General features: G+C 70.9%; 20 protein-coding genes. 16 read left to right on the top strand and 4 right to left on the bottom strand.

Annotated elements, in window-relative coordinates; genetic code table 11:
- The first annotated feature begins 13 nt into the window (after positions 1-13).
- Positions 14-1141, top strand: coding sequence for a ferrochelatase (locus tag ACZ7LV_RS10930; protein WP_471937988.1), 1128 nt, complete (start codon positions 14-16; stop codon positions 1139-1141).
- 8 nt (positions 1142-1149) lie between these two features.
- Positions 1150-1965 carry an inositol monophosphatase family protein gene (locus tag ACZ7LV_RS10935; RefSeq protein WP_471937990.1) on the top strand — a complete coding sequence of 272 codons (816 nt, stop codon included), beginning with the start codon at positions 1150-1152 and terminating at the stop codon, positions 1963-1965.
- Between the two features lie 85 nt (positions 1966-2050).
- On the opposite strand, the gene ACZ7LV_RS10940 is transcribed toward ACZ7LV_RS10935, so the two are convergent.
- On the bottom strand, positions 2051-2224 hold the full coding sequence (locus ACZ7LV_RS10940) for a hypothetical protein (RefSeq protein ID WP_365460207.1): 174 nt from the start codon (positions 2222-2224) through the stop codon (positions 2051-2053).
- 417 nt (positions 2225-2641) lie between these two features.
- On the opposite strand from ACZ7LV_RS10940, the gene ACZ7LV_RS10945 reads away from it, so the two are divergent.
- From ACZ7LV_RS10945 to ACZ7LV_RS10960, 4 genes are all read left to right on the top strand, one after another.
- Complete coding sequence (locus ACZ7LV_RS10945) at positions 2642-3295, top strand: response regulator transcription factor (protein WP_007385219.1); 654 nt, start codon at positions 2642-2644, stop codon at positions 3293-3295.
- A gap of 6 nt (positions 3296-3301) precedes the next feature.
- A complete protein-coding gene (locus tag ACZ7LV_RS10950; protein WP_471937993.1) occupies positions 3302-4534 on the top strand; it encodes a sensor histidine kinase in 1233 nt (410 codons plus the stop codon).
- A 390-nt stretch (positions 4535-4924) separates the two neighbouring features.
- A complete protein-coding gene (locus ACZ7LV_RS10955) occupies positions 4925-5221 on the top strand; it encodes a DUF4193 domain-containing protein (protein WP_003993510.1) in 297 nt (98 codons plus the stop codon).
- Positions 5222-5234: 13 nt separating this feature from the next.
- Positions 5235-6173: a hypothetical protein gene (locus ACZ7LV_RS10960; RefSeq protein WP_471937995.1), complete on the top strand. Its 939-nt coding sequence runs from the start codon at positions 5235-5237 to the stop codon at positions 6171-6173.
- Between the two features lie 29 nt (positions 6174-6202).
- On the opposite strand, the gene ACZ7LV_RS10965 is transcribed toward ACZ7LV_RS10960, so the two are convergent.
- Positions 6203-6673, bottom strand: coding sequence for a DUF3093 domain-containing protein (locus tag ACZ7LV_RS10965; protein WP_471937997.1), 471 nt, complete (start codon positions 6671-6673; stop codon positions 6203-6205).
- Positions 6674-6731: 58 nt separating this feature from the next.
- On the opposite strand from ACZ7LV_RS10965, the gene ACZ7LV_RS10970 reads away from it, so the two are divergent.
- From ACZ7LV_RS10970 to ACZ7LV_RS11000, 7 genes are all read left to right on the top strand, one after another.
- Positions 6732-7316: a PaaI family thioesterase gene (locus tag ACZ7LV_RS10970; RefSeq protein WP_471938000.1), complete on the top strand. Its 585-nt coding sequence runs from the start codon at positions 6732-6734 to the stop codon at positions 7314-7316.
- Positions 7313-7864 (top strand): dUTP diphosphatase, encoded by a 552-nt coding sequence (gene dut / locus ACZ7LV_RS10975; RefSeq protein ID WP_471938002.1) that lies wholly within the window; start codon positions 7313-7315, stop codon positions 7862-7864. The genes ACZ7LV_RS10970 and dut overlap by 4 nt, the downstream gene beginning before the upstream one ends.
- A 1-nt stretch (position 7865) precedes the next feature.
- Positions 7866-8630 (top strand): DUF3710 domain-containing protein, encoded by a 765-nt coding sequence (locus ACZ7LV_RS10980; RefSeq protein ID WP_401678594.1) that lies wholly within the window; start codon positions 7866-7868, stop codon positions 8628-8630.
- Between the two features lie 172 nt (positions 8631-8802).
- A complete protein-coding gene (locus ACZ7LV_RS10985) occupies positions 8803-11343 on the top strand; it encodes a DUF4118 domain-containing protein (RefSeq protein WP_471938005.1) in 2541 nt (846 codons plus the stop codon).
- Positions 11337-12050 (top strand): response regulator, encoded by a 714-nt coding sequence (locus ACZ7LV_RS10990; RefSeq protein WP_471938007.1) that lies wholly within the window; start codon positions 11337-11339, stop codon positions 12048-12050. The genes ACZ7LV_RS10985 and ACZ7LV_RS10990 overlap by 7 nt, the downstream gene beginning before the upstream one ends.
- A 123-nt stretch (positions 12051-12173) precedes the next feature.
- Positions 12174-12572 (top strand): OB-fold nucleic acid binding domain-containing protein, encoded by a 399-nt coding sequence (locus tag ACZ7LV_RS10995; protein ID WP_365457928.1) that lies wholly within the window; start codon positions 12174-12176, stop codon positions 12570-12572.
- Between the two features lie 3 nt (positions 12573-12575).
- Positions 12576-13316 carry a DUF3159 domain-containing protein gene (locus ACZ7LV_RS11000; protein WP_401678603.1) on the top strand — a complete coding sequence of 247 codons (741 nt, stop codon included), beginning with the start codon at positions 12576-12578 and terminating at the stop codon, positions 13314-13316.
- Between the two features lie 143 nt (positions 13317-13459).
- Here ACZ7LV_RS11000 and ACZ7LV_RS11005 read toward each other — a convergent pair whose 3' ends face one another.
- Together ACZ7LV_RS11005 and ACZ7LV_RS11010 are read right to left on the bottom strand one after the other, a co-directional pair.
- On the bottom strand, positions 13460-14137 hold the full coding sequence (locus ACZ7LV_RS11005; RefSeq protein ID WP_471938010.1) for a potassium channel family protein: 678 nt from the start codon (positions 14135-14137) through the stop codon (positions 13460-13462).
- A complete protein-coding gene (locus ACZ7LV_RS11010; protein ID WP_401678608.1) occupies positions 14137-14808 on the bottom strand; it encodes a potassium channel family protein in 672 nt (223 codons plus the stop codon). The genes ACZ7LV_RS11005 and ACZ7LV_RS11010 overlap by 1 nt, the downstream gene beginning before the upstream one ends.
- Before the next feature lie 443 nt (positions 14809-15251).
- On the opposite strand from ACZ7LV_RS11010, the gene ACZ7LV_RS11015 reads away from it, so the two are divergent.
- The 3 genes from ACZ7LV_RS11015 (at position 15252) to ACZ7LV_RS11025 (ending at position 19756) form a co-directional block, all read left to right on the top strand.
- Complete coding sequence (locus ACZ7LV_RS11015) at positions 15252-17312, top strand: APC family permease (RefSeq protein WP_401678611.1); 2061 nt, start codon at positions 15252-15254, stop codon at positions 17310-17312.
- A 152-nt stretch (positions 17313-17464) separates the two neighbouring features.
- On the top strand, positions 17465-18802 hold the full coding sequence (locus ACZ7LV_RS11020) for a class I SAM-dependent RNA methyltransferase (protein ID WP_471938012.1): 1338 nt from the start codon (positions 17465-17467) through the stop codon (positions 18800-18802).
- Positions 18803-18916: 114 nt separating this feature from the next.
- Positions 18917-19756 (top strand): AraC family transcriptional regulator, encoded by an 840-nt coding sequence (locus ACZ7LV_RS11025; RefSeq protein ID WP_471938014.1) that lies wholly within the window; start codon positions 18917-18919, stop codon positions 19754-19756.
- Positions 19757-19811 lie beyond the last annotated feature (55 nt).

Raw genomic sequence — 19811 nt, forward strand, 5'->3', positions numbered from 1 at the left:
CAGGATCGGAGGCATGCCAGACGCGCTCGATGCCACCCCTTACGACGCCCTGCTCCTGCTCTCCTTCGGCGGCCCGGAAGGGCCGGACGACGTGGTCCCGTTCCTGGAGAACGTGACGCGCGGGCGCGGCATCCCCAAGGAACGCCTCAAGGAGGTCGGCGGGCACTACTTCCTCTTCGGCGGGGTCAGCCCGATCAACGACCAGAACCGCGCCCTGCTGGACGCCCTGCGCAAGGACTTCGCGGACCACGGCCTTCAGCTCCCCGTTTACTGGGGAAACCGCAACTGGGCGCCGTACCTCACGGACACCCTGCGCGAGATGGTCCGCGACGGCCGCCGCCGCATCCTGGTCCTCGCCACCAGCGCCTACGCCTCGTACTCGGGCTGCCGGCAGTACCGCGAGAACCTCGCCGACGCGCTGGCCGCCCTTCAGGACGAGGGCCTGGAACTGCCGAAGATCGACAAGCTGCGGCACTACTTCAACCACCCCGGCTTCGTGGAGCCCATGGTGGACGGCGTGCTCCGGTCCCTGGCCTCCCTGCCCGAGGACGTGCGCGACGGCGCGCACCTCGCCTTCACCACCCACTCCATCCCCCTCTCGGCCGCCGACACCTCCGGCCCGGTCGAGGAGCACGGGGACGGCGGGGCCTACGTCCGGCAGCACCTGGACGTCGCCGGGCTGATCGCCGACGCCGTACGCGAACGCACCGGTGTCGACCACCCCTGGCAGCTCGTCTACCAGTCGCGCTCCGGCGCCCCGCACATCCCGTGGCTGGAGCCGGACATCTGCGACCACCTCGAGGAGCGGCACGCGGCCGGCGTCCCGGCCGTCGTGATGGCCCCCATCGGCTTCGTCTCCGACCACATGGAGGTCCTCTACGACCTCGACACGGAGGCCGAGGCCAAGGCCGAGGAACTGGGCCTGCCGGTGCGCCGCTCGGCCACCGTGGGCGCCGACCCGAGGTTCGCCGCCGCGATCCGTGACCTCGTCCGGGAGCGGGCCGCCGCCGAGCGTGGCCAGGAGGTCACGCCGTGCGCCCTGGGCGCGCCGGGCGCGAGCCACGACCTCTGCCCGGTGGGCTGCTGCCCCGCCCGCGCCCCGCGTCCCGCCGCCGCGGGCGCCGACAGCCCCTACGCATGAGGAGCGACGTGACCGACGCCCACCACCTCGAACTGCTGGCGCTCGCCCAGGAGGCCGCGCGCCGCGCCGGAGAGCTGCTGCGCGACGGCCGGCCGGCCGATCTCGCGGTGGCGGCCACCAAGTCCAGCCCGATCGACGTGGTGACCGAGATGGACATCGCGGCGGAGAAGCTGATCACCGATCTGATCTCCACCCGCAGGCCCGACGACGGATTCCTCGGCGAGGAGGGCGCCTCCAGCGAGGGCAGCAGCGGCGTCCGCTGGGTGATCGACCCTCTCGACGGCACGGTGAACTACCTCTACGGGCTTCCCACCTGGGCCGTCTCCATCGCGGCGGAGCAACACGGCGAGACCGTGGTCGGGGTGGTCGCGGCGCCGATGCGCGGGGAGACCTACCACGCGGTACGCGGCGCCGGGGCCTGGGCCACGGGGGCCTGGGAGGGCGCACGCGAGCTGGCCTGTCGGCCCTCCGCGCCATTGGAGCAGGCGCTGGTGTCCACCGGCTTCAACTACGTCACCGCCGTCCGCGCCCACCAGGCCGAGGTCGCCCAGCGGCTGATCCCGCTGGTCCGGGACATCCGGCGCGGCGGTTCCGCCGCCGTCGACCTGTGCGACCTCGCCGCCGGCCGCCTGGACGGCTACTACGAGCGGGGACTCAACGCCTGGGACTACGCGGCCGGTGACCTGATCGCCCGGGAGGCGGGCGCCCTGACCGGGGGACGCCCCTCGGAGCGCCTTTCACCCGATCTGACGGTCGCGGGGACCCCCGGCGTCTTCGAGCCCCTCCAGCGGCTCCTGGAGGATTTCGGCGCCTGGCACGACTGAGGCCTTCACCGCGAGACCTCCCCGCACACCACAGCACAGCGGGCCCCCGGCGCTGGACTCGCCGGGGGCCCGCTGTCGTGCTGGGTCAGACGCTGGTCGCGCCTACTTCCACACCGTGCTCGGCCGCGAGGCGGCGCAGGTCGTCGAGCTCGCCCTGCTCCACGTCGACGAGGAAGTCGTCGCCCTCGTCACGCGCCCGCGTCAGATCGGACTCGGTAGCCCTTATGCGCTGCAGAAGTCCTGCGGTGAATGCGTCCATGCTGCGCCCCCTCGTCCTGGGTCGTGGGTCGATGGCACGGGGGTGTGCCGTTCGGAAGGGGCGATCACGGCTCCCATGGGTGCCCAGCGCTGCCCTGCCGGGCGGCGACGGTGCCGGACACCCACGCCCACTCTGCGGAAGCGGACCGCGGCGTACCGCATGGTGCTGCGGCACAAGCAGAGCGTGATCGCGGGGTGTAAACCGTCCTCCCCCCAGTCCCTCCCGCAGAAACCTCAACCGGAAGAGAAAATCTCGCATTCCCGGATCCGGCGCCCGGTTCCCGCGACGTCGGCGGCCTCCTCGCCTTACTGCCGACTTATGGCCGAAAAGGGCAGGATGGAGGTCCACACACCCCCGAAGCCCCCTGCTCGCGTGCGCCCGCCGGCGTCCCGTGGGCGGACACAGGAAGGACAAGCCGTGCGCGTACTCGTCGTCGAGGACGAGCAGCTGCTCGCCGATGCGGTGGCCACCGGACTGCGCCGGGAGGCCATGGCCGTCGACGTCGTGTACGACGGTGCGGCCGCCCTGGAACGCATCGGCGTCAACGACTACGACGTGGTCGTCCTCGACCGCGACCTCCCGCTGGTGCACGGCGACGACGTCTGCCGCAAGATCGTCGAACTCGGCATGCCCACGCGGGTGCTGATGCTCACGGCGTCGGGCGACGTCAGCGACCGGGTCGAGGGCCTGGAGATCGGCGCCGACGACTACCTTCCGAAGCCCTTCGCGTTCAGCGAGCTGACGGCACGCGTGCGTGCGCTGGGCCGCCGGACCAGCGTGCCGCTGCCGCCGGTCCTGGAGCGCGCCGGGATCAAGCTCGACCCGAACCGCCGCGAGGTCTTCCGGGACGGCAAGGAGGTGCAGCTCGCGCCGAAGGAGTTCGCCGTGCTGGAGGTCCTGATGCGCAGCGAGGGCGCGGTCGTCTCGGCCGAGCAGCTCCTGGAGAAGGCCTGGGACGAGAACACCGATCCGTTCACCAACGTGGTGCGCGTGACCGTCATGACCCTGCGCCGCAAGCTGGGCGAGCCGCCGGTCATCGTGACCGTGCCCGGCTCCGGCTACCGGATCTGACCCGCGGTGGCCGCGCACCCCGCGCCTCCCCAGGCGCCTCCGAAGCCGACCTGGGACCCCAGGAAGGCAGCCCCTCCGTTCCCGCTGCTGCGGCCGACGATCCGGATACGGCTCACGCTGCTCTACGGCGGCATGTTCCTGATCGCCGGGATCATGCTGCTGTCGATCATCTACCTGTTCGCCGCCAACGCCATGAACGTCGGCAGCGATCTGCCGTTCAAGATCCTCTCCGGGCAGGTGGCCAGCGAGACCTGCAACTTCCCGGCCTCGCCGAGCGCGTCCGAGCTCAACCAGGCCATGAACGCCTGCGTCAACGAGCAGCGCCAGCACGCCCTGGACAATCTGCTCAGCCGCTCCCTGCTCGCCCTCCTCGGCCTCGCCGTGATCGCCTTCGCCTTCGGCTACGCGATGGCCGGCCGCGTCCTGTCGCCCCTGGGCCGGATCACCCGCACCGCCCGCGCGGTCGCCGGGTCGGACCTGTCCCGGCGGATCGAGCTGGACGGCCCGGACGACGAGCTCAAGGAGCTGGCCGACACCTTCGACGACATGCTGGAGCGGCTGCAGCGGGCCTTCACCGCCCAGCAGCGCTTCGTCGGCAACGCCTCCCACGAGCTGAGAACGCCGCTCGCGATCAACCGCACGCTGCTGGAGGTGCACCTGTCGGACCCGGGGGCGCCCGTGGAGCTCCAGCAGCTCGGCAAGACGCTGCTGGCCACCAACGAGCGCAGCGAGCAGCTCGTGGAGGGCCTGCTGCTGCTCGCCCGCAGCGACAACCAGGTCGTCGAGCGCGGGCCCGTGGACCTCGCCGAGGTGGCATCCCAGGCCATGGACCAGGTGCACGCGGAGGCGGACGCCAAGGGCGTGCAGATGCGCGGCACCCGCGAGCCGGCGGTCGTCCAGGGCAACGGCATCCTGCTGGAGCGGATCGCCCTGAACCTGGTGCAGAACGCCGTGCGGTACAACGTCCCCGAGGGCGGCTGGGTGGAGGTCACCACCGAGATCCAGCACGGCCAGGCCGTCATGGTCGTCGCGAACACCGGGCCGGTGGTGCCGGCGTACGAGGTGGAGAATCTCTTCGAGCCCTTCCGCAGGCTCCGCACGGAGCGCACGGGCAGCGACAAGGGCGTGGGTCTCGGCCTGTCCATCGTGCGGTCCGTGGCCCGGGCGCACGGCGGGCACATCGCGGCACGGCCCCGAGAGGGGGGCGGTCTCGTGATGCGCGTCACGTTCCCGATCTGAGATTCTGGGACACACCCGAGGATGTTCGCTTTGCGCGGAATTTTTTGGGCACTCGTCCGAGGGTTGCCTGTGTGATCGATCACAAAGGCGATTTTCCGGCCATCTACTCTGCGTGATCATGATGGTCCCGTAAAGCCCGGAAAATCCGGGTTTTCCGGGGCCTTGATCACGGGAAGTACACGGTGGGACCCCTTTGAAGTGCGACATTCGGACCGTGTACGGTCCCGATCGCCATCCAAGCCGATCACTCGTGAGGAGTCCGGTTGGGTGTCGATTGAGTAACAGACCTTGATGTGAGGCAAAATCTCCGCCTCGGGTCGGGCACAAGTCCGGCCTCTCACGCGTTACGTGCGCTGGAGACACCGCAGACACCCGGAGGGGGAGAGCGACATGGCAACCGACTACGACACCCCACGCAAGACCGACGACGACGTCGACTCGGACAGCCTGGAAGAACTGAAGGCCCGGCGGAACGACAAGTCCGCCTCGGCCGTCGACGTCGACGAGTTCGAGGCCGCAGAGGGGCTGGAGCTTCCCGGCGCAGACCTCTCGAACGAAGAACTGGCGGTCCGCGTACTGCCCAAGCAGCAGGACGAGTTCACCTGCATGAGCTGCTTCCTGGTGCACCACCGCAGCCAGCTGGCCAGGGAGAAGAACGGTCAGCCGATCTGCCGCGACTGCGACTGAGGCGGGGTCGGCCGTGACTGGCTCGACCTCACCTCGGAAGCGCCGCTTCCCCTGGGGAGCGGACTCAGGGCCGTCCGACGGCCCTCACGGCGCGCGTGACGACGAGCGAGGCTCTTCCGGTACGGGGCAGTTCCCCGCCGGGTCGGCCTCGCTCGAACCCGCCGGTGACCGGGCTGACCTCCCGGTACCGGCGCAGGGCCCCGCACCCGTCGCCCGGCGGCGGGCGGCGGTGATCCGGGACAGGGCCCGGGACCTGGCGAAGGAAGGCGCCCGCAAGGGCGGCCGGCACGCCAGGGCCGGTCTCGGGTACCTCGCCGACCGGCTCATCGAGATCGCTCCGCGGATCCCCGTACGGGACCTCGCGACACTGCGCAGGCAGTTCCCGGGCCTCGGTCCCGAGCAGCTCGCCGACAAGCTCGTGGCGGGCGCGGCGAACGCCTCGGCGACGGTCGGAGCGGGCGTGGGAGCGGCGGCGATGCTGCCCATTCCGCCCGCGATGCCCACGGAACTGGCCGCGGAGATCACCGGAGTCGCGGCGATCGAGCTGAAGCTGATCGCGGAGCTCCACGAGGTCTACGGCGTCCGGCCGGCGGGCAATCTCAAGGACCGCAGCGCCGCCTACCTCAGATCGTGGTCCGAGGAGCGCGGCATCGACCCCATGAAGCCGAACACGGTCAACGCCGCTCTCGGCGGGCAGATGAAGCGCGAGCTGCGCCAGCAGATCATGAAGCGCATGGTGCGCAACCTGCCGAACCTGATGCCGTTCATGGTGGGCGCCGCGGTCGGCGCGGTCATGAACCGGCGCGACACCAAGAAGCTCGCCGCCCGGATCAGGGCGGACCTGCGCAAGACGCAGGTGCCGTGGGACCACCTGACGGAGCTGCCGCCCCTGGAGCGGCCCGCGGACGCGTTGCCGATGGAGAACGGCCGCTACGGCGAGCTCGGGCACTGAGCGGCCCGTGACGGGCCGCCTCGGCCGGGTTACGCGGCGGCGGACGCTTCCCGCGCGACCCTGATCGCCTCCGCCAGCCGCTGCGGCTCACGCGTCGACAGGTACAGGTACGGCGTGGGGTCCGCGGGGTCGCTGACCTCGACGCGCAGGGCTGTCGGGACGTAGGCGCGCAGCAGCATGAAGGCACGGGTGTCGGCCTTGTGCGTCCGCCAGGCCCGGGCCTCCTCCGGGTCGAGGATCTCCGTCCCGCCGAGCGCCGTGACCGGGATCTTCGCCTCGCCCGCGATCAGGGCGCCGCCCACCACGCGGATGCGGACCGAGCCGTACGAACTCGCCGCGACCGCCGCGGTCGCCGTGCCGCCGACGAGGCCGCCCAGCATCGGCAGCGTGCCGAAGGGGAGCAGGATCAGGGCGAGCGAGGCCCCGGCCAGGAAGCTGATCAGCCACCAGGAGCGGGGCGCGGTGAGGCGTTCTTCGTAAGGGGCGGCGGAGAGCTGCATGACGTCAAGCTTGGCACGGTGTCCGCGCACCGCCGACGCGCGGGTAAGGTCTGCGGCTGTGAGTGGTACATCCCCAGCTCTGACGCCTCCCGCCGACGCGACGAAGCCCGTGCGGCACGCCGACGCACCCGCCCCCGGTGAGCTGCTGGGCGCGCACTACGGCCAGTGCTTCGGCTGCGGTGGCGAGCAGCCGCACGGGCTGCACCTGGAGGCGCGGGCCGGCGAAGGGGTGTCGATCACCGCGGAGTTCACCGTCCGGCCCGAACACCAGGGCGCTCCCGGCCTCGCGCACGGCGGAGTGCTCGCCACGGCCCTGGACGAGACGCTCGGCTCGCTGAACTGGCTGCTGCGCACCATCGCCGTGACGGGCCGGCTGGAGACCGACTTCGTGCGGCCGGTGCCGGTGGGCACCACGCTGCACCTCGCCGCGGAGGTGATCGCCGTGGCCGGACGGAAGATCTACTCCTCGGCCACCGGACGCATAGGCGCCCCGGACGGCCCGGTCGCCGTCCGCGCCGACGCCCTCTTCGTCGAGGTCAAGGTCGATCACTTCGTCGACCACGGCCGCGAGGCGGAGATCCAGGCCGCCATGAACGACCCCGACCAGATCAGGCGCGCCCGTGCCTTCGAGGTGAACCCGTGACCAGCGACCCCGTGCACGTGCTGATCCGGCGCGTAGACGCGGACGTACCGCTTCCGACGTACGCGCATCCCGGTGACGCGGGAGCCGATCTGCGGACCACCGAGGCGTGCGAACTGGCGCCCGGCGAGCGGGCCGTGCTGCCCACCGGGGTGTCTGTCGCCCTGCCTGAGGGGTACGCGGCCTTCGTGCACCCACGTTCCGGTCTCGCCGCCCGCTGCGGTGTCGCCCTGGTGAATGCCCCGGGGACGGTTGATGCCGGGTACCGTGGGGAGATCAAGGTGATCGTGGTGAATCTCGACCCGCGCGAGAGCGTGCGGTTCGAGCGCTTCGACCGGATCGCCCAACTGGTCGTCCAGCAGGTCGAGAGGGTCCGCTTCCAGGAGGTCGCGGAGCTTCCCGACTCGGTGCGGGCCGAGGGGGGCTTCGGGTCCACCGGCGGTCATGCCGCGGTGGGCGACGAGAGCGGCACAAACGGTCATGCCGCCGTCGGCGGCAAGGCGGGTGGGAATCGATACGCTTCGGTCGTATCCGACCGGGAAGGACAGTGACGTGTTCGGACGTCGCAACAAGAAGGGTGCCGCCGAGGACGCGGCCGGCGAGGCCGAGCAGGTCGTCGACAGCGTCGACACTGAGGCGGACGAAGAGGTCGGGCGCGAGCGGGTACGGCTGGAGCCGGAGCCGCGCCCCGACGGACCGTGGGACAGCACCGAGGTGCGGAACCCGGCCGAGGGCCGGGTCGACCTGGGCGGACTGCTCGTGCCGGGAGTCGAGGGCATGGAGCTGCGGGTGGAGGTCGCCGGTGACGCGATCGTCGCGGCGACCGTGGTCCTGCGCGACAGCGCCGTCCAGCTCCAGGCCTTCGCCGCTCCCAAGCGCGAGGGCATCTGGGGCGAGGTGCGCGAGGAGATCGCCGGCGGCATCACGCAGCAGGGCGGCATCGTCGACGAGGTCGAGGGCCCGCTCGGCTGGGAGCTGCGGGCCCAGGTGCCGGTGCAGCTGCCGGACGGCACGGGCGGCTTCCAGGTCGTCCGGTTCGTGGGTGTGGACGGCCCTCGCTGGTTCCTGCGCGGTGTGATCTCCGGCCAGGGCGCCGTGCAGCCGCAGGCGGCCGGGCTGCTGGAGAACATCTTCCGGGACACGGTCGTGGTCCGCGGCGAGGGCCCGATGGCCCCCCGCGACCCCATCGTCCTCAAGCTGCCGAACGACGCGCAGATGGTTCCCGAGGGCGTCCAGCAGGACGACCAGGGCAGCTCGCGCTTCTCCGGCGGCATGGGACAGCTCCAGCGCGGACCGGAGATCACCGAGGTCCGCTGAGCCCGAACGACAGAGCGAGGGCCGCATCCCGACGGGGTGCGGCCCTCGCTCTTCGGTGCGTCAGGGTTCCGTCAAAGGCGTCACCCCGTGCCCTCTGTGTCCGTTTTGCCCTGAACGCTGGCCGTAAGGTCGACGCTGCGTACGCAGTTTGCAAAAGACGGACAATGAGGCCATGGCACGCGGCAAGCTTCGGATCTACCTCGGCGCGGCACCGGGAGTGGGCAAGACGTACGCCATGCTGTCCGAGGCCCATCGTCGGCTGGAGCGCGGCACGGACTGCGTGGTGGCCTTCGTCGAGCACCACGACCGGCCCCGGACGGAGGTGATGCTGCACGGTCTGGAGCAGGTCCCGCGCAGGCGGCTGGAGTACCGCGGCGGGACCTTCACCGAGATGGACGTGGACGCCGTCCTGGCCCGGCACCCGCAGGTCGCACTGGTGGACGAACTCGCGCACACCAACGTGCCGGGCTCACGCAACGCCAAGCGCTGGCAGGACGTCGCGGAACTGCTCGCGGCGGGCATCGACGTGGTGTCGACCGTCAACATCCAGCACCTGGAGTCGCTGGGTGACGTGGTCGAGTCGATCACGGGGGTGCGGCAGCAGGAGACGGTGCCCGACGAGGTGGTGCGGCGGGCGGATCAGATCGAACTCGTCGACATGTCGCCGCAGGCGCTGCGCCGCCGGATGGCGCACGGGAACGTCTACCGGCCCGACAAGGTGGACGCGGCGCTGTCGAACTACTTCCGGCCGGGGAACCTGACCGCGCTGCGGGAGCTGGCCCTGCTGTGGGTGGCGGACCGGGTCGACGAGTATCTGAAGCAGTACCGCAGTGAGCACCGGGTCTCGAGGATCTGGGGCTCGCGGGAGCGGATCGTGGTCGGTCTGACGGGCGGTCCCGAGGGACGGACCCTGATCCGGCGGGCGGCGCGGCTGGCCGAGAAGGGCGCCGGCGGCGAGGTGCTCGCCGTGTACATAGCGCGCAGCGACGGGCTGACGGCGGCCTCGCCGAAGGAACTGGCGGTGCAGCGCACGCTCGTGGAGGACCTCGGCGGAACGTTCCACCATGTCGTCGGGGACGACATACCGGCCGGGTTGCTGGAGTTCGCGCGCGGGGTGAACGCCACGCAGATCGTGCTGGGTTCCTCGCGGCGCAAGGCCTGGCAGTACGTGTTCGGGCCGGGCGTCGGCGCGACCGTGGCCCGGGACTCCGGACCCGACCTGGACGTGCACATCGTGACGCACGACGAGGCGGGCAAGGGGCGGGGACTTCCCGTCGCCCGCGGCGCGCGGCTGGGACGGGCCAGGATCATCTGGGGCTGGGCCGTGGGCCTCGCCGGTCCGGCGATCCTCGCGGTGGTGCTGAACGCCGTCGACCTCGGCCTCGCCAACAACGTGCTGCTGTTCCTGGCGATGACGGTGGCGGCGGCGCTGCTCGGCGGGCTGTTCCCGGCCCTCGCCGCGGCGGCCCTCGGATCGTTTCTGCTGAACTATTTCTTCACTCCGCCCCTGCACCGGCTGACCATCTCCGACCCCCGGAACATCGTCGCGTTGGTGATCTTCGTGGCGGTCGCGGTGTCGGTGGCCTCCGTGGTGGACCTCGCGGCACGGCGCACCCACCAGGCGGCCCGGCTGCGGGCGGAGTCGGAGATCCTGTCCTTCCTCGCGGGCAACGTGCTGCGCGGCGAGACCAGCCTGGAGGCCCTGCTGGAGCGGGTGCGCGAGACCTTCGGGATGGAGTCGGCCGCGCTGCTGGAGCGCGAGAGCGACGTCGAGCCGTGGACCTGCGTGGGCCGGGTCGGCGTCGGCGGGCCGCCGGCACGGCCGGAGGACGCGGACGTGGACATGCCGGTCGGGGACCACCTGGCGCTGGCGCTGACCGGGCGAGTGCTCCCGGCCGAGGACCGCCGGGTGCTGGCCGCGTTCGCCGCCCAGGCCGTGGTCGTGCTGGACCGCCGCCGGCTCCAGCAGGAGGCCGAGCAGGCCCGTGCGCTGGCCGAGGGCAACCGGATCCGCACGGCGCTGCTGGCCGCCGTCAGCCACGACCTGCGCACCCCCCTGGCCGGGATCAAGGCATCCGTCTCCAGCCTGCGCTCGGACGACGTGGCATGGTCCGAGGAGGACCGGGCGGAGCTGCTCGAAGGCATCGAGGCGGGCGCCGACCGGCTCGACCACCTGGTGGGCAACCTGCTCGACATGTCCCGCCTGCAGACCGGCACGGTCACGCCGATCGTCCGCGAGACCGACCTCGACGAGGTCGTGCCGATGGCGCTGGGCGGCGTACCCGAGGACAGCGTGACCCTGGACGTGCCGGAGACCCTGCCCATGGTCCGGGTCGACGCCGGGCTGCTGGAGCGGGCGGTGGCGAACGTCGTCGAGAACGCGGTCAAGTACAGCCCCGACGGCACGCCGGTGCTGGTCTCCGCCAGCGCGCTCGCCGACCGCGTGGAGGTGCGCGTCGTGGACCGGGGCCCCGGGGTCCCGGACGACGAGAAGGAACGCATCTTCGAGCCGTTCCAGCGCTTCGGCGACGCCCCGCGCGGCGCCGGGGTCGGCCTCGGCCTCGCGGTCGCCCGCGGCTTCACGGAGGCGATGGGCGGCACCCTGAACGCCGAGGACACACCCGGCGGCGGCCTCACCATGGTCCTCACCCTGCGCGCGGGGGCGCGTCCCGAGTCCCTCTCCGTACCCTCAGAAAGGCAGGCCTCATGGTGAGTTCCACTGGGGGTGCTCCCCAGCCCCCCAGAGTGCTCGTGGTCGACGACGAGCCCCAGATCGTGCGCGCGCTGGTGATCAACCTCAAGGCACGCAAGTACGAGGTCGACGCGGCCCACGACGGGGCGTCCGCCCTCCAGCTCGCCGCCGCCCGCCACCCCGACGTCGTGGTCCTCGACCTGGGGCTGCCCGACATGGACGGCGTCGAGGTGATCAAGGGACTGCGCGGCTGGACCCGGGTGCCGATCATCGTGCTGTCGGCGCGGCACTCCTCCGACGAGAAGGTCGAGGCGCTCGACGCCGGCGCGGACGACTACGTCACGAAGCCGTTCGGCATGGACGAGCTGCTCGCCCGGCTGCGGGCCGCCGTGCGGCGTGCCGAGCCCACCGGGGCCGGTGAGGACGAGGTGGTCGTGGAGACCGACGAGTTCACCGTCGACCTCGCCGCGAAGAAGGTCAACCGCGACGGCCGGGACGTGCGGCTGACGCCCACCGAGTGGCACCTGCTGGAGGTGCTGGTGCGCAACGCCGGCCGGCTGGTCAGCCAGAAGCAGCTGCTCCAGGAGGTGTGGGGGCCGTCGTACGGCACGGAGACGAACTATCTGCGGGTCTACATGGCACAGCTGCGGCGGAAGCTGGAGGCCGACCCGTCGCATCCGAGGCACTTCATCACCGAGCCCGGGATGGGCTACCGCTTCGAGAAATGAGTCGGAGCGCGCGTCGCGGCACGATCCCGGCACGAGTCGGGACCGTGCGGTCGGTTCGGGCGGTGGGACCGGGGTAGGTGACTGGGGGTACGTTGCTGTCAGTCACCCCGGTAGGCTTCAGACATGAGTGCTGTTCCTCGTTCCGACAAGCCGGTGGGCCGGTTCCGGCGCATGCTCGACCGGCTCTCCTCTTCGCAGGAGGACCTGGAGTCCGAGGAGCTGCGGGAGGACACCGAGACCGCGGGCTGTACGCGCATCGGCGACTGTCACGACCGGCAGATCGTCACCGTTACTGGTACCTTGCGCACGGTCACGCTGCGTCCGCGCGCGGGAGTCCCGGCCCTGGAGGCCGAGCTGTTCGACGGTTCCGCCGCACTGGACGTGGTGTGGCTCGGCCGGCGCTCCATCGTCGGAATAGAACCGGGACGCAAGCTGATCGCATCGGGCCGGATCTCGATGAGCCGGGGCCGCCGGGTGCTGTTCAACCCCAAGTACGAACTGAGACCCCTCGGACGGGAGTAGCCGGTGACGTCGCTCGACAAGCCGACTGAACACACCGAAGACACGGAGCACGAAGCCAGGGCAGTGACGGAGGCCGCGCTGTTCGAGGCCTTCGGCGGCGTGCGAGGCATGGTCGAGACGGTGCTGCCGGGCCTCCTCTTCGTGACCATCTTCACGATCAACAAGGACCTGCACCTGTCGGCGCTGGCCGCCCTCGGTGTGTCCGTGCTGCTCGTGGTGGTCCGCCTGGCGACGAGGGACACCGTCAAGCACGCCTTCAGCGGTGTCTTCGGCGTGGCCTTCGGCGTCGTCTTCGCGATGATGACCGGCAACGCCAAGGACTTCTACCTGCCCGGCATGCTGTACACGCTGGGCCTGGCGCTCGCGTACATCATCACGACGCTGGCCGGTGTGCCGCTGATCGGGCTGATGCTCGGCCCGGTCTTCAAGGAGAACCTCTCCTGGCGCACCCGGAACCCGGGCCGCAAGAAGGCGTACGCCAAGGCCAGCTGGGCGTGGGGTCTGATCCTGCTCGCCAAGTGCGCGATCCTCTTCCCGCTGTACTGGTGGGCCGACACCACGCAGCTCGGCTGGGTGCTGGTCGCGCTGAAGATCCCGCCCTTCCTGCTGGCGGTATGGCTGACCTGGGTCTTCCTGGCGAAGGCGCCGCCGCCCATCGATGTCTTCGCCGAGATGGAGGCGGAGGAGAAGCGCCGTGAGGCGGAGGAGGAGCGGCGCGGGGCCGAGGCACGGTCCGGCGAGTAGGCCTCCGGCGGTAGCCGGGATTGCAAGGATCTCCGTACGAGTGGCTCTCCGTGCGAGTGGCTCTCTGTACGAGTGGCTTTCTGTACGCGTGAGGGCGCCCCGCGAGTCGCGGGGCGCCCTCGTCGCCGTTGTGGGCCGGGCGGCTAGTCCAGCGGGGGTTCGCGGCGGACCGACAGCAGGTCCTCCAACTGCTCCTCACGGGCCTGTGCGGCCACGAAGAGCAGTTCGTCGCCCGCTTCCAGGGAGTCCTCCCGGGAAGGGGTGAGGACGCGGGTGCCGCGGATGATGGTGACCAGCGACGTGTCCTCCGGCCACTCGACGTCGCCGACCTGGGTGCCGGCCAGGGCCGACTCCTCGGGCAGGGTCAGCTCGACGAGGTTGGCGTCGCCGTGGCTGAAGCGCAGCAGGCGGACCAGGTCGCCGACGCTGACCGCCTCCTCGACCAGGGCGGACATGAGGCGGGGCGTGGAGACGGCGACGTCGACTCCCCAGGACTCGTTGAACAGCCACTCGTTCTTGGGGTTGTTGACGCGGGCGACGACGCGCGGGACGCCGTACTCGGTCTTGGCGAGCAGGGAGACGACCAGGTTCACCTTGTCGTCGCCCGTCGCGGCGATCACGACGTTGCAGCGCTGGAGCGCCGCCTCGTCCAAGGACGTGATCTCGCAGGCGTCGGCGAGCAGCCACTCGGCCTGCGGGACGCGCTCGACCGAGATGGCGGTCGGCGCCTTGTCGACGAGCAGGACCTCGTGGCCGTTCTCCAGCAGCTCACCGGCGATCGACCGGCCGACCGCGCCGGCTCCGGCAATGGCGACGCGCATCAGTGACCGCCCTCCACTTCGGGTCCCTCGGCGAACGACGCCTCGACCTTCTCGACATCGTCGCTGCGCATCATCACGTGCACGAGGTCGCCCTCCTGCAGCACGGTCTGCGACGTGGGCAGTATGGCCTCGCCGAGCCGGGTCAGGAACGCCACGCGGACGCCCGTCTCCTCCTGCAGCTTGCTGATCTTGTGGCCGACCCAGGCGCTGGAGGCGTGCACCTCCGCGAGTTGGACGCCGCCGGTGGGATCGCGCCACAGCGGCTCGGAGCCGGACGGCAGCAGGCGGCGCAGCATCTGGTCCGCGGTCCAGCGGACCGTGGCGACCGTCGGGATGCCGAGGCGCTGGTAGACCTCGGCGCGGCGGGGGTCGTAGATACGGGCGGCGACGTTCTCGACACCGAACATCTCGCGGGCCACCCGGGCGGCGATGATGTTGGAGTTGTCGCCGCTGGAGACCGCGGCGAAGGCGCCGGCCTCCTCGATGCCGGCCTCGCGCAGGGTGTCCTGGTCGAAGCCGACGCCGGTGACCCTGCGGCCGCCGAACGAGGAGCCCAGTCGTCGGAAGGCGGTGGGGTCCTGGTCGATCACGGCGACCGTGTGCCCCTGTTGCTCCAGGGTCTGGGCGAGAGCGGAACCCACTCTGCCGCAGCCCATGATGACGATGTGCACGACCGTCCTTCCGAGGTCAGGGATGTTGACTTGGCTTGAAACAGGGTCTCAGACCGCCGACCAAGCTACACACGCGCGGTCCGCGGCGGGGACCCCTGTGCACGGTTCGCGCCGATCAGCGCCCTCTGATGCTCCAGACGCTGAGAACGGTGAGGATGCCGAGGACGACCAGCGAGGCGAGGGCACCGATGAGCTCTGCGGTCGCGGGCATGGGACCTCCGGGGGAGAGGGGCAGCGGGAAGGCGCGCATGGAGGGGGTGCATTCGGGAAGACCGTACGAAAAGATGGTCGAAACGGTCGTACGGAAAGGGTTTTGTCATATAGACATGCGGGTGGTCTCGTCGGCCGGATCCGTGCCCTGACCTGCCGGGTATTTCACCCGTGGGGCAGATGCGGGGAGGCCGGTAGGCGGCCCCCTGTTCGAAGGCTTACGATCCTCTGTTGTGTCCAAACTGACCGACGTGCCCAAACGGATCCTGATCGGGCGCGCACTGCGCAGTGATCGGCTGGGCGAAACGCTCCTGCCGAAGCGCGTCGCACTCCCCGTCTTCGCTTCCGACCCGCTCTCCTCCGTGGCCTACGCGCCAGGCGAGGTGCTGCTCGTCCTGTCCATCGCGGGTTTGTCGGCCTACCACTTCAGTCCCTGGATCGCCGCCGCGGTCGTCGTACTGATGTTCACGGTCGTGGCCTCCTACCGGCAGAACGTCCACGCCTACCCGAGCGGTGGCGGTGACTACGAGGTCGCGACCACCAACCTCGGCCCCAAGGCCGGTCTCACCGTCGCCAGCGCCCTGCTCGTCGACTACGTCCTGACCGTCGCCGTCTCCATCTCCTCCGGCATCGAGAACCTCGGCTCGGCCATCCCCTTCGTCGTCGAGCACAAGGTGTTCTGCGCCACGGCCGTGATCGTGCTGCTGACCCTGATGAACCTGCGGGGGGTCAAGGAGTCCGGCAAGCTCTTCGCGATTCCGACGTACGTCTTCGTCACGGGCGTGTTCATCATGATCGCCTGGGGCTCCTTCCGCGGTCTGGTGCTGGGCGACACGATGCGGGCCCCGACGGCCGACTTCGAGATCAAGCCCGAGCACCAGGGCCTCGCGGGCTTCGCGCTCGTCTTCCTGCTGCTGCGGGCCTTCTCCTCCGGCTGCGCCGCGCTCACCGGCGTGGAGGCGATCTCGAACGGCGTCCCCGCCTTTCGCAAGCCCAAGTCGCGCAACGCGGCCACCACGCTGGCGCTGATGGGCCTGCTGGCCGTCACCATGTTCTGCGGCATCATCGGCCTCGCCATGGCCTCCAACGTGCGGATGGCCGAGAACCCGTCCCACGACCTGCTCGTCAACGGCGTGCCGGTCGGCTCCGACTACGTCCAGAACCCGGTGATCTCGCAGGTCGCCGAGGCCGTGTTCGGCAAGGGCAGCTTCCTGTTCATCGTGCTCGCCGCGGCCACCGCGCTGGTGCTGTTCCTGGCGGCGAACACGGCGTACAACGGCTTCCCGGTGCTCGGCTCGATCCTCGCCCAGGACCGTTACCTGCCGCGCCAGCTGCACACGCGCGGTGACCGTCTCGCCTTCTCCAACGGCATCGTGCTGCTGGCCGGCGCCGCCGCGCTGCTGGTCTGGGTCTACGGCGCCGACTCCACGCGTCTGATCCAGCTGTACATCGTCGGGGTGTTCGTCTCCTTCACGCTCAGCCAGATCGGCATGGTCCGGCACTGGAACCGCCACCTGGCCACCGAGACCGACCTCGCCAAGCGCCGTCACATGGTCCGCTCCCGGGCGATCAACACCTTCGGCGCCTTCTTCACAGGACTGGTCCTGGTCGTCGTCCTGGTCACCAAGTTCACCCACGGCGCCTGGGTCGCGCTGCTCGGCATGGTGATCTTCTACGCGACCATGACCGCGATCCGCCGCCACTACGACCACGTGGCCAAGGAACTCGCCGCCCCCGACGGTCCCAGCGACGACAGCGTCCGGCCGGCGCGGATCCACTCCGTGGTGCTGATCTCCAAGATCCACCGTCCGGCGCTGCGGGCCCTGGCCTACGCCAAGCTGCTGCGCGCGGACACCTTGGAGGCGCTCAGCGTCAACGTCGACCCGGCGGACACCAAGGCGCTGCGCGACGAGTGGGAACGGCGGGGCATCACCGTGCCGCTGAAGGTGCTGGACTCGCCGTACCGCGAGGTCACACGGCCCGTCATCGAGTACGTGAAGAGCCTGCGGCGGGAGTCGCCGAGGGACGTGGTCTCCGTGATCATTCCCGAGTACGTGGTCGGACACTGGTACGAGCACCTGCTGCACAACCAGAGCGCGCTGCGGCTGAAGGGCCGGCTGCTGTTCACGCCGGGTGTGATGGTGACGTCGGTGCCCTACCAGCTGGAGTCCTCGGAGGTCGCGAAGAAGCGGGCCGGCAAGCGCCAGGACTGGAACGCGCCGGGTGCGGTGCGGCGGGGACCGGCGCAGGACCACAGCAAGGAGCAGGCGAAGGAGCCCAGCGGCAGGGAGTGAGCTCGGCTTCTTCGGTGGCGAGCGGTTCGTTCAGCGGGGCTGTGGGCGGGCGTCGGTGCCGGGGTCGTGTCGGATTCGGTGTCTTCGGGAGCACGTAGACTGGTGGGCTGTTGTCCGGTCGTACCCCCTCTCGCATCTGGAGCGCCCCCGCCATGCAGGCAGAACCGAAGAAACCGCAGGTGGGGTCGCTCGTCGGCGAGGAGTACGAGGTCGAGGTCGGCCCCGTCGCCCACGGCGGGCACTGCATCGCCCGCACCGAGGCGGGGCAGGTGCTGTTCGTCCGGCACGCGCTGCCCGGGGAGCGGGTCGTCGCCCGGGTGACCGAGGGCGAGGAGGGTGCGCGGTTCCTGCGGGCGGACGCGGTGGAGGTGCTCACGGCGTCCAAGGACCGGATCGAGGCGCCCTGCCCGTACGCCGGCCCCGGCCGGTGCGGCGGTTGCGACTGGCAGCACGCCAAGCCGGGAGCGCAGCGGCGGCTGAAGGGCGAGGTCGTCGCCGAGCAGTTGCAGCGGCTCGCCGGACTCACGCCGGAGGAGGCGGGCTGGGACGGCACGGTGCTGCCGGCCGAGGGCGACAAGCTGCCGGCCGGTCAGGTGCCGCAGTGGCGGACGCGCGTGCAGTACGCGGTGGACGCCACGGGGCTCGCCGGTCTGCGCCGGCACCGCTCGCACGAGGTGGAGCCGATCGACCACTGCATGATCGCGGCCGAGGGGGTCAGCGAGCTGGGTGTCGAGAAGCGTGAGTGGCCCGGGATGGCGTCGATCGAGGCGATCGCCGCGACGGGGTCGCAGGACCGGCAGGTGATCCTGACGCCACGACCGGGGGCACGGCTGCCGATCGTGGAGCTGGACCGGCCGGTGTCGGTGATGCGGGTCGAGGAGAAGGACGGCGGCGTGCACCGCGTCCACGGCCGGCCCTTCGTCCGGGAGCGGGCGGACGACCGCACGTACCGGGTGGGTTCGGGCGGCTTCTGGCAGGTGCACCCCAAGGCCGCGGACACCCTGGTCAAGGCCGTCATGCAGGGACTGCTGCCCCGCAAGGGCGACATGGCGCTCGACCTGTACTGCGGGGTCGGCCTGTTCGCCGGTGCGCTCGCCGACCGGGTGGGCGACAAGGGCGCCGTCCTCGGCATCGAGTCCGGCAAGCGGGCGGTGGAGGACGCGCGGCACAACCTCGCGGACTTCGACCGCGTGCGGATCGAGCAGGGCAAGGTCGAGTCCGTCCTGCCGCGCACGGGCATCACGGAGGTCGACCTCATCGTCCTGGACCCGCCGCGCGCCGGCGCGGGACGCAGGACGGTGGAACATCTGACGTCCCTCGGGGCACGGCGCATCGCATACGTGGCATGCGATCCGGCGGCGCTGGCCCGGGACATCGGGTACTTCCGGGACGGGGGGTACCGGGTGCGGACGCTGCGGGCGTTCGATCTGTTCCCGATGACGCATCATGTGGAGTGCGTGGCGATTCTGGAGCCGGCGGCCAAGGGCTGACCCACGCACATGTCCGCGGCCGGGCGCTCGTCCGGGATCGGTACAGGCTCGATGCCGGCCGCAGCGCGGTCCATCCCGGCGCGATGCCGGCGGAGCGTGGACGATGCTGTGCGCATGGAGTACGTGTCCAGAGTGCCGCGACCGCCGCTGGACGGGCTGATCGACGACCTCTACTACCTGGAGGGTGCGTCGCCGTACGCCCGGCTGACGCTGCCGCCGATGCCGTCGGCGCTGCTCATCGTCAACCTCGGGGCGCAGTTCCGCATCCGCGGCGGCACCGACATCGAGACGGCCGGGTACGCCGACGGGTGCGTGGTCACCATGCCCACCCGCGCGCTGGAGTTCGGCTACCCACTGCGGACCCGGTCCGTCGGCGTGCACTTCAAGCCGTGGGGGCTGGCGCCGTTCCTGCCGATGCCCGCGGCCGAGCTGTGCGACCGGCCGGTGACGCTGGAGCAGGTGTGGGGCCGGCCCGCCGTCGCTGAGCTGCGAGACCGGCTGGCCACGGCGGACGGACCGCACGAGATGCTGACGCTGCTGGAGGAGGAGCTGATGCGACGGCTGTGCGAGACCGACGGTCTGGGGCTGGTCCGCCACACCAGCGGCGTCATCGCGGCGACCAGCGGGTCGGTGGCGATCGGCGAACTGAGCGTGGCAGCCGGTGTCAGCAGCACTCATCTGGCACACCGGTTCAAGGAGCTCATCGGCGTCACGCCGAAGCGGCTGGCCCGCACGTACCGCTTCGCCGCCACCGTGTTGTCGATCGACCCAGCCGGGCCGATCGACTGGGGCGATCTCGCCAGTGGCGCCGGCTACTTCGACCAGGCCCACTTCGGCCACGAGTTCCGGGCGTTCACCGGGCTCACGCCCACCCGGTACGTCGAGGTCCGGCGGCGGTTCCTGCGCGAACACCCCGGCCACGTGCTGGACAGCTGGCCGCTGCCGGCCGATTGATTTCTTACAAGAGCGACAGCTGACGACACGCTAATTTGGGGCACCCCAGAGCGGA

This window comes from Streptomyces sp. NPDC107562 (assembly GCF_055657325.1).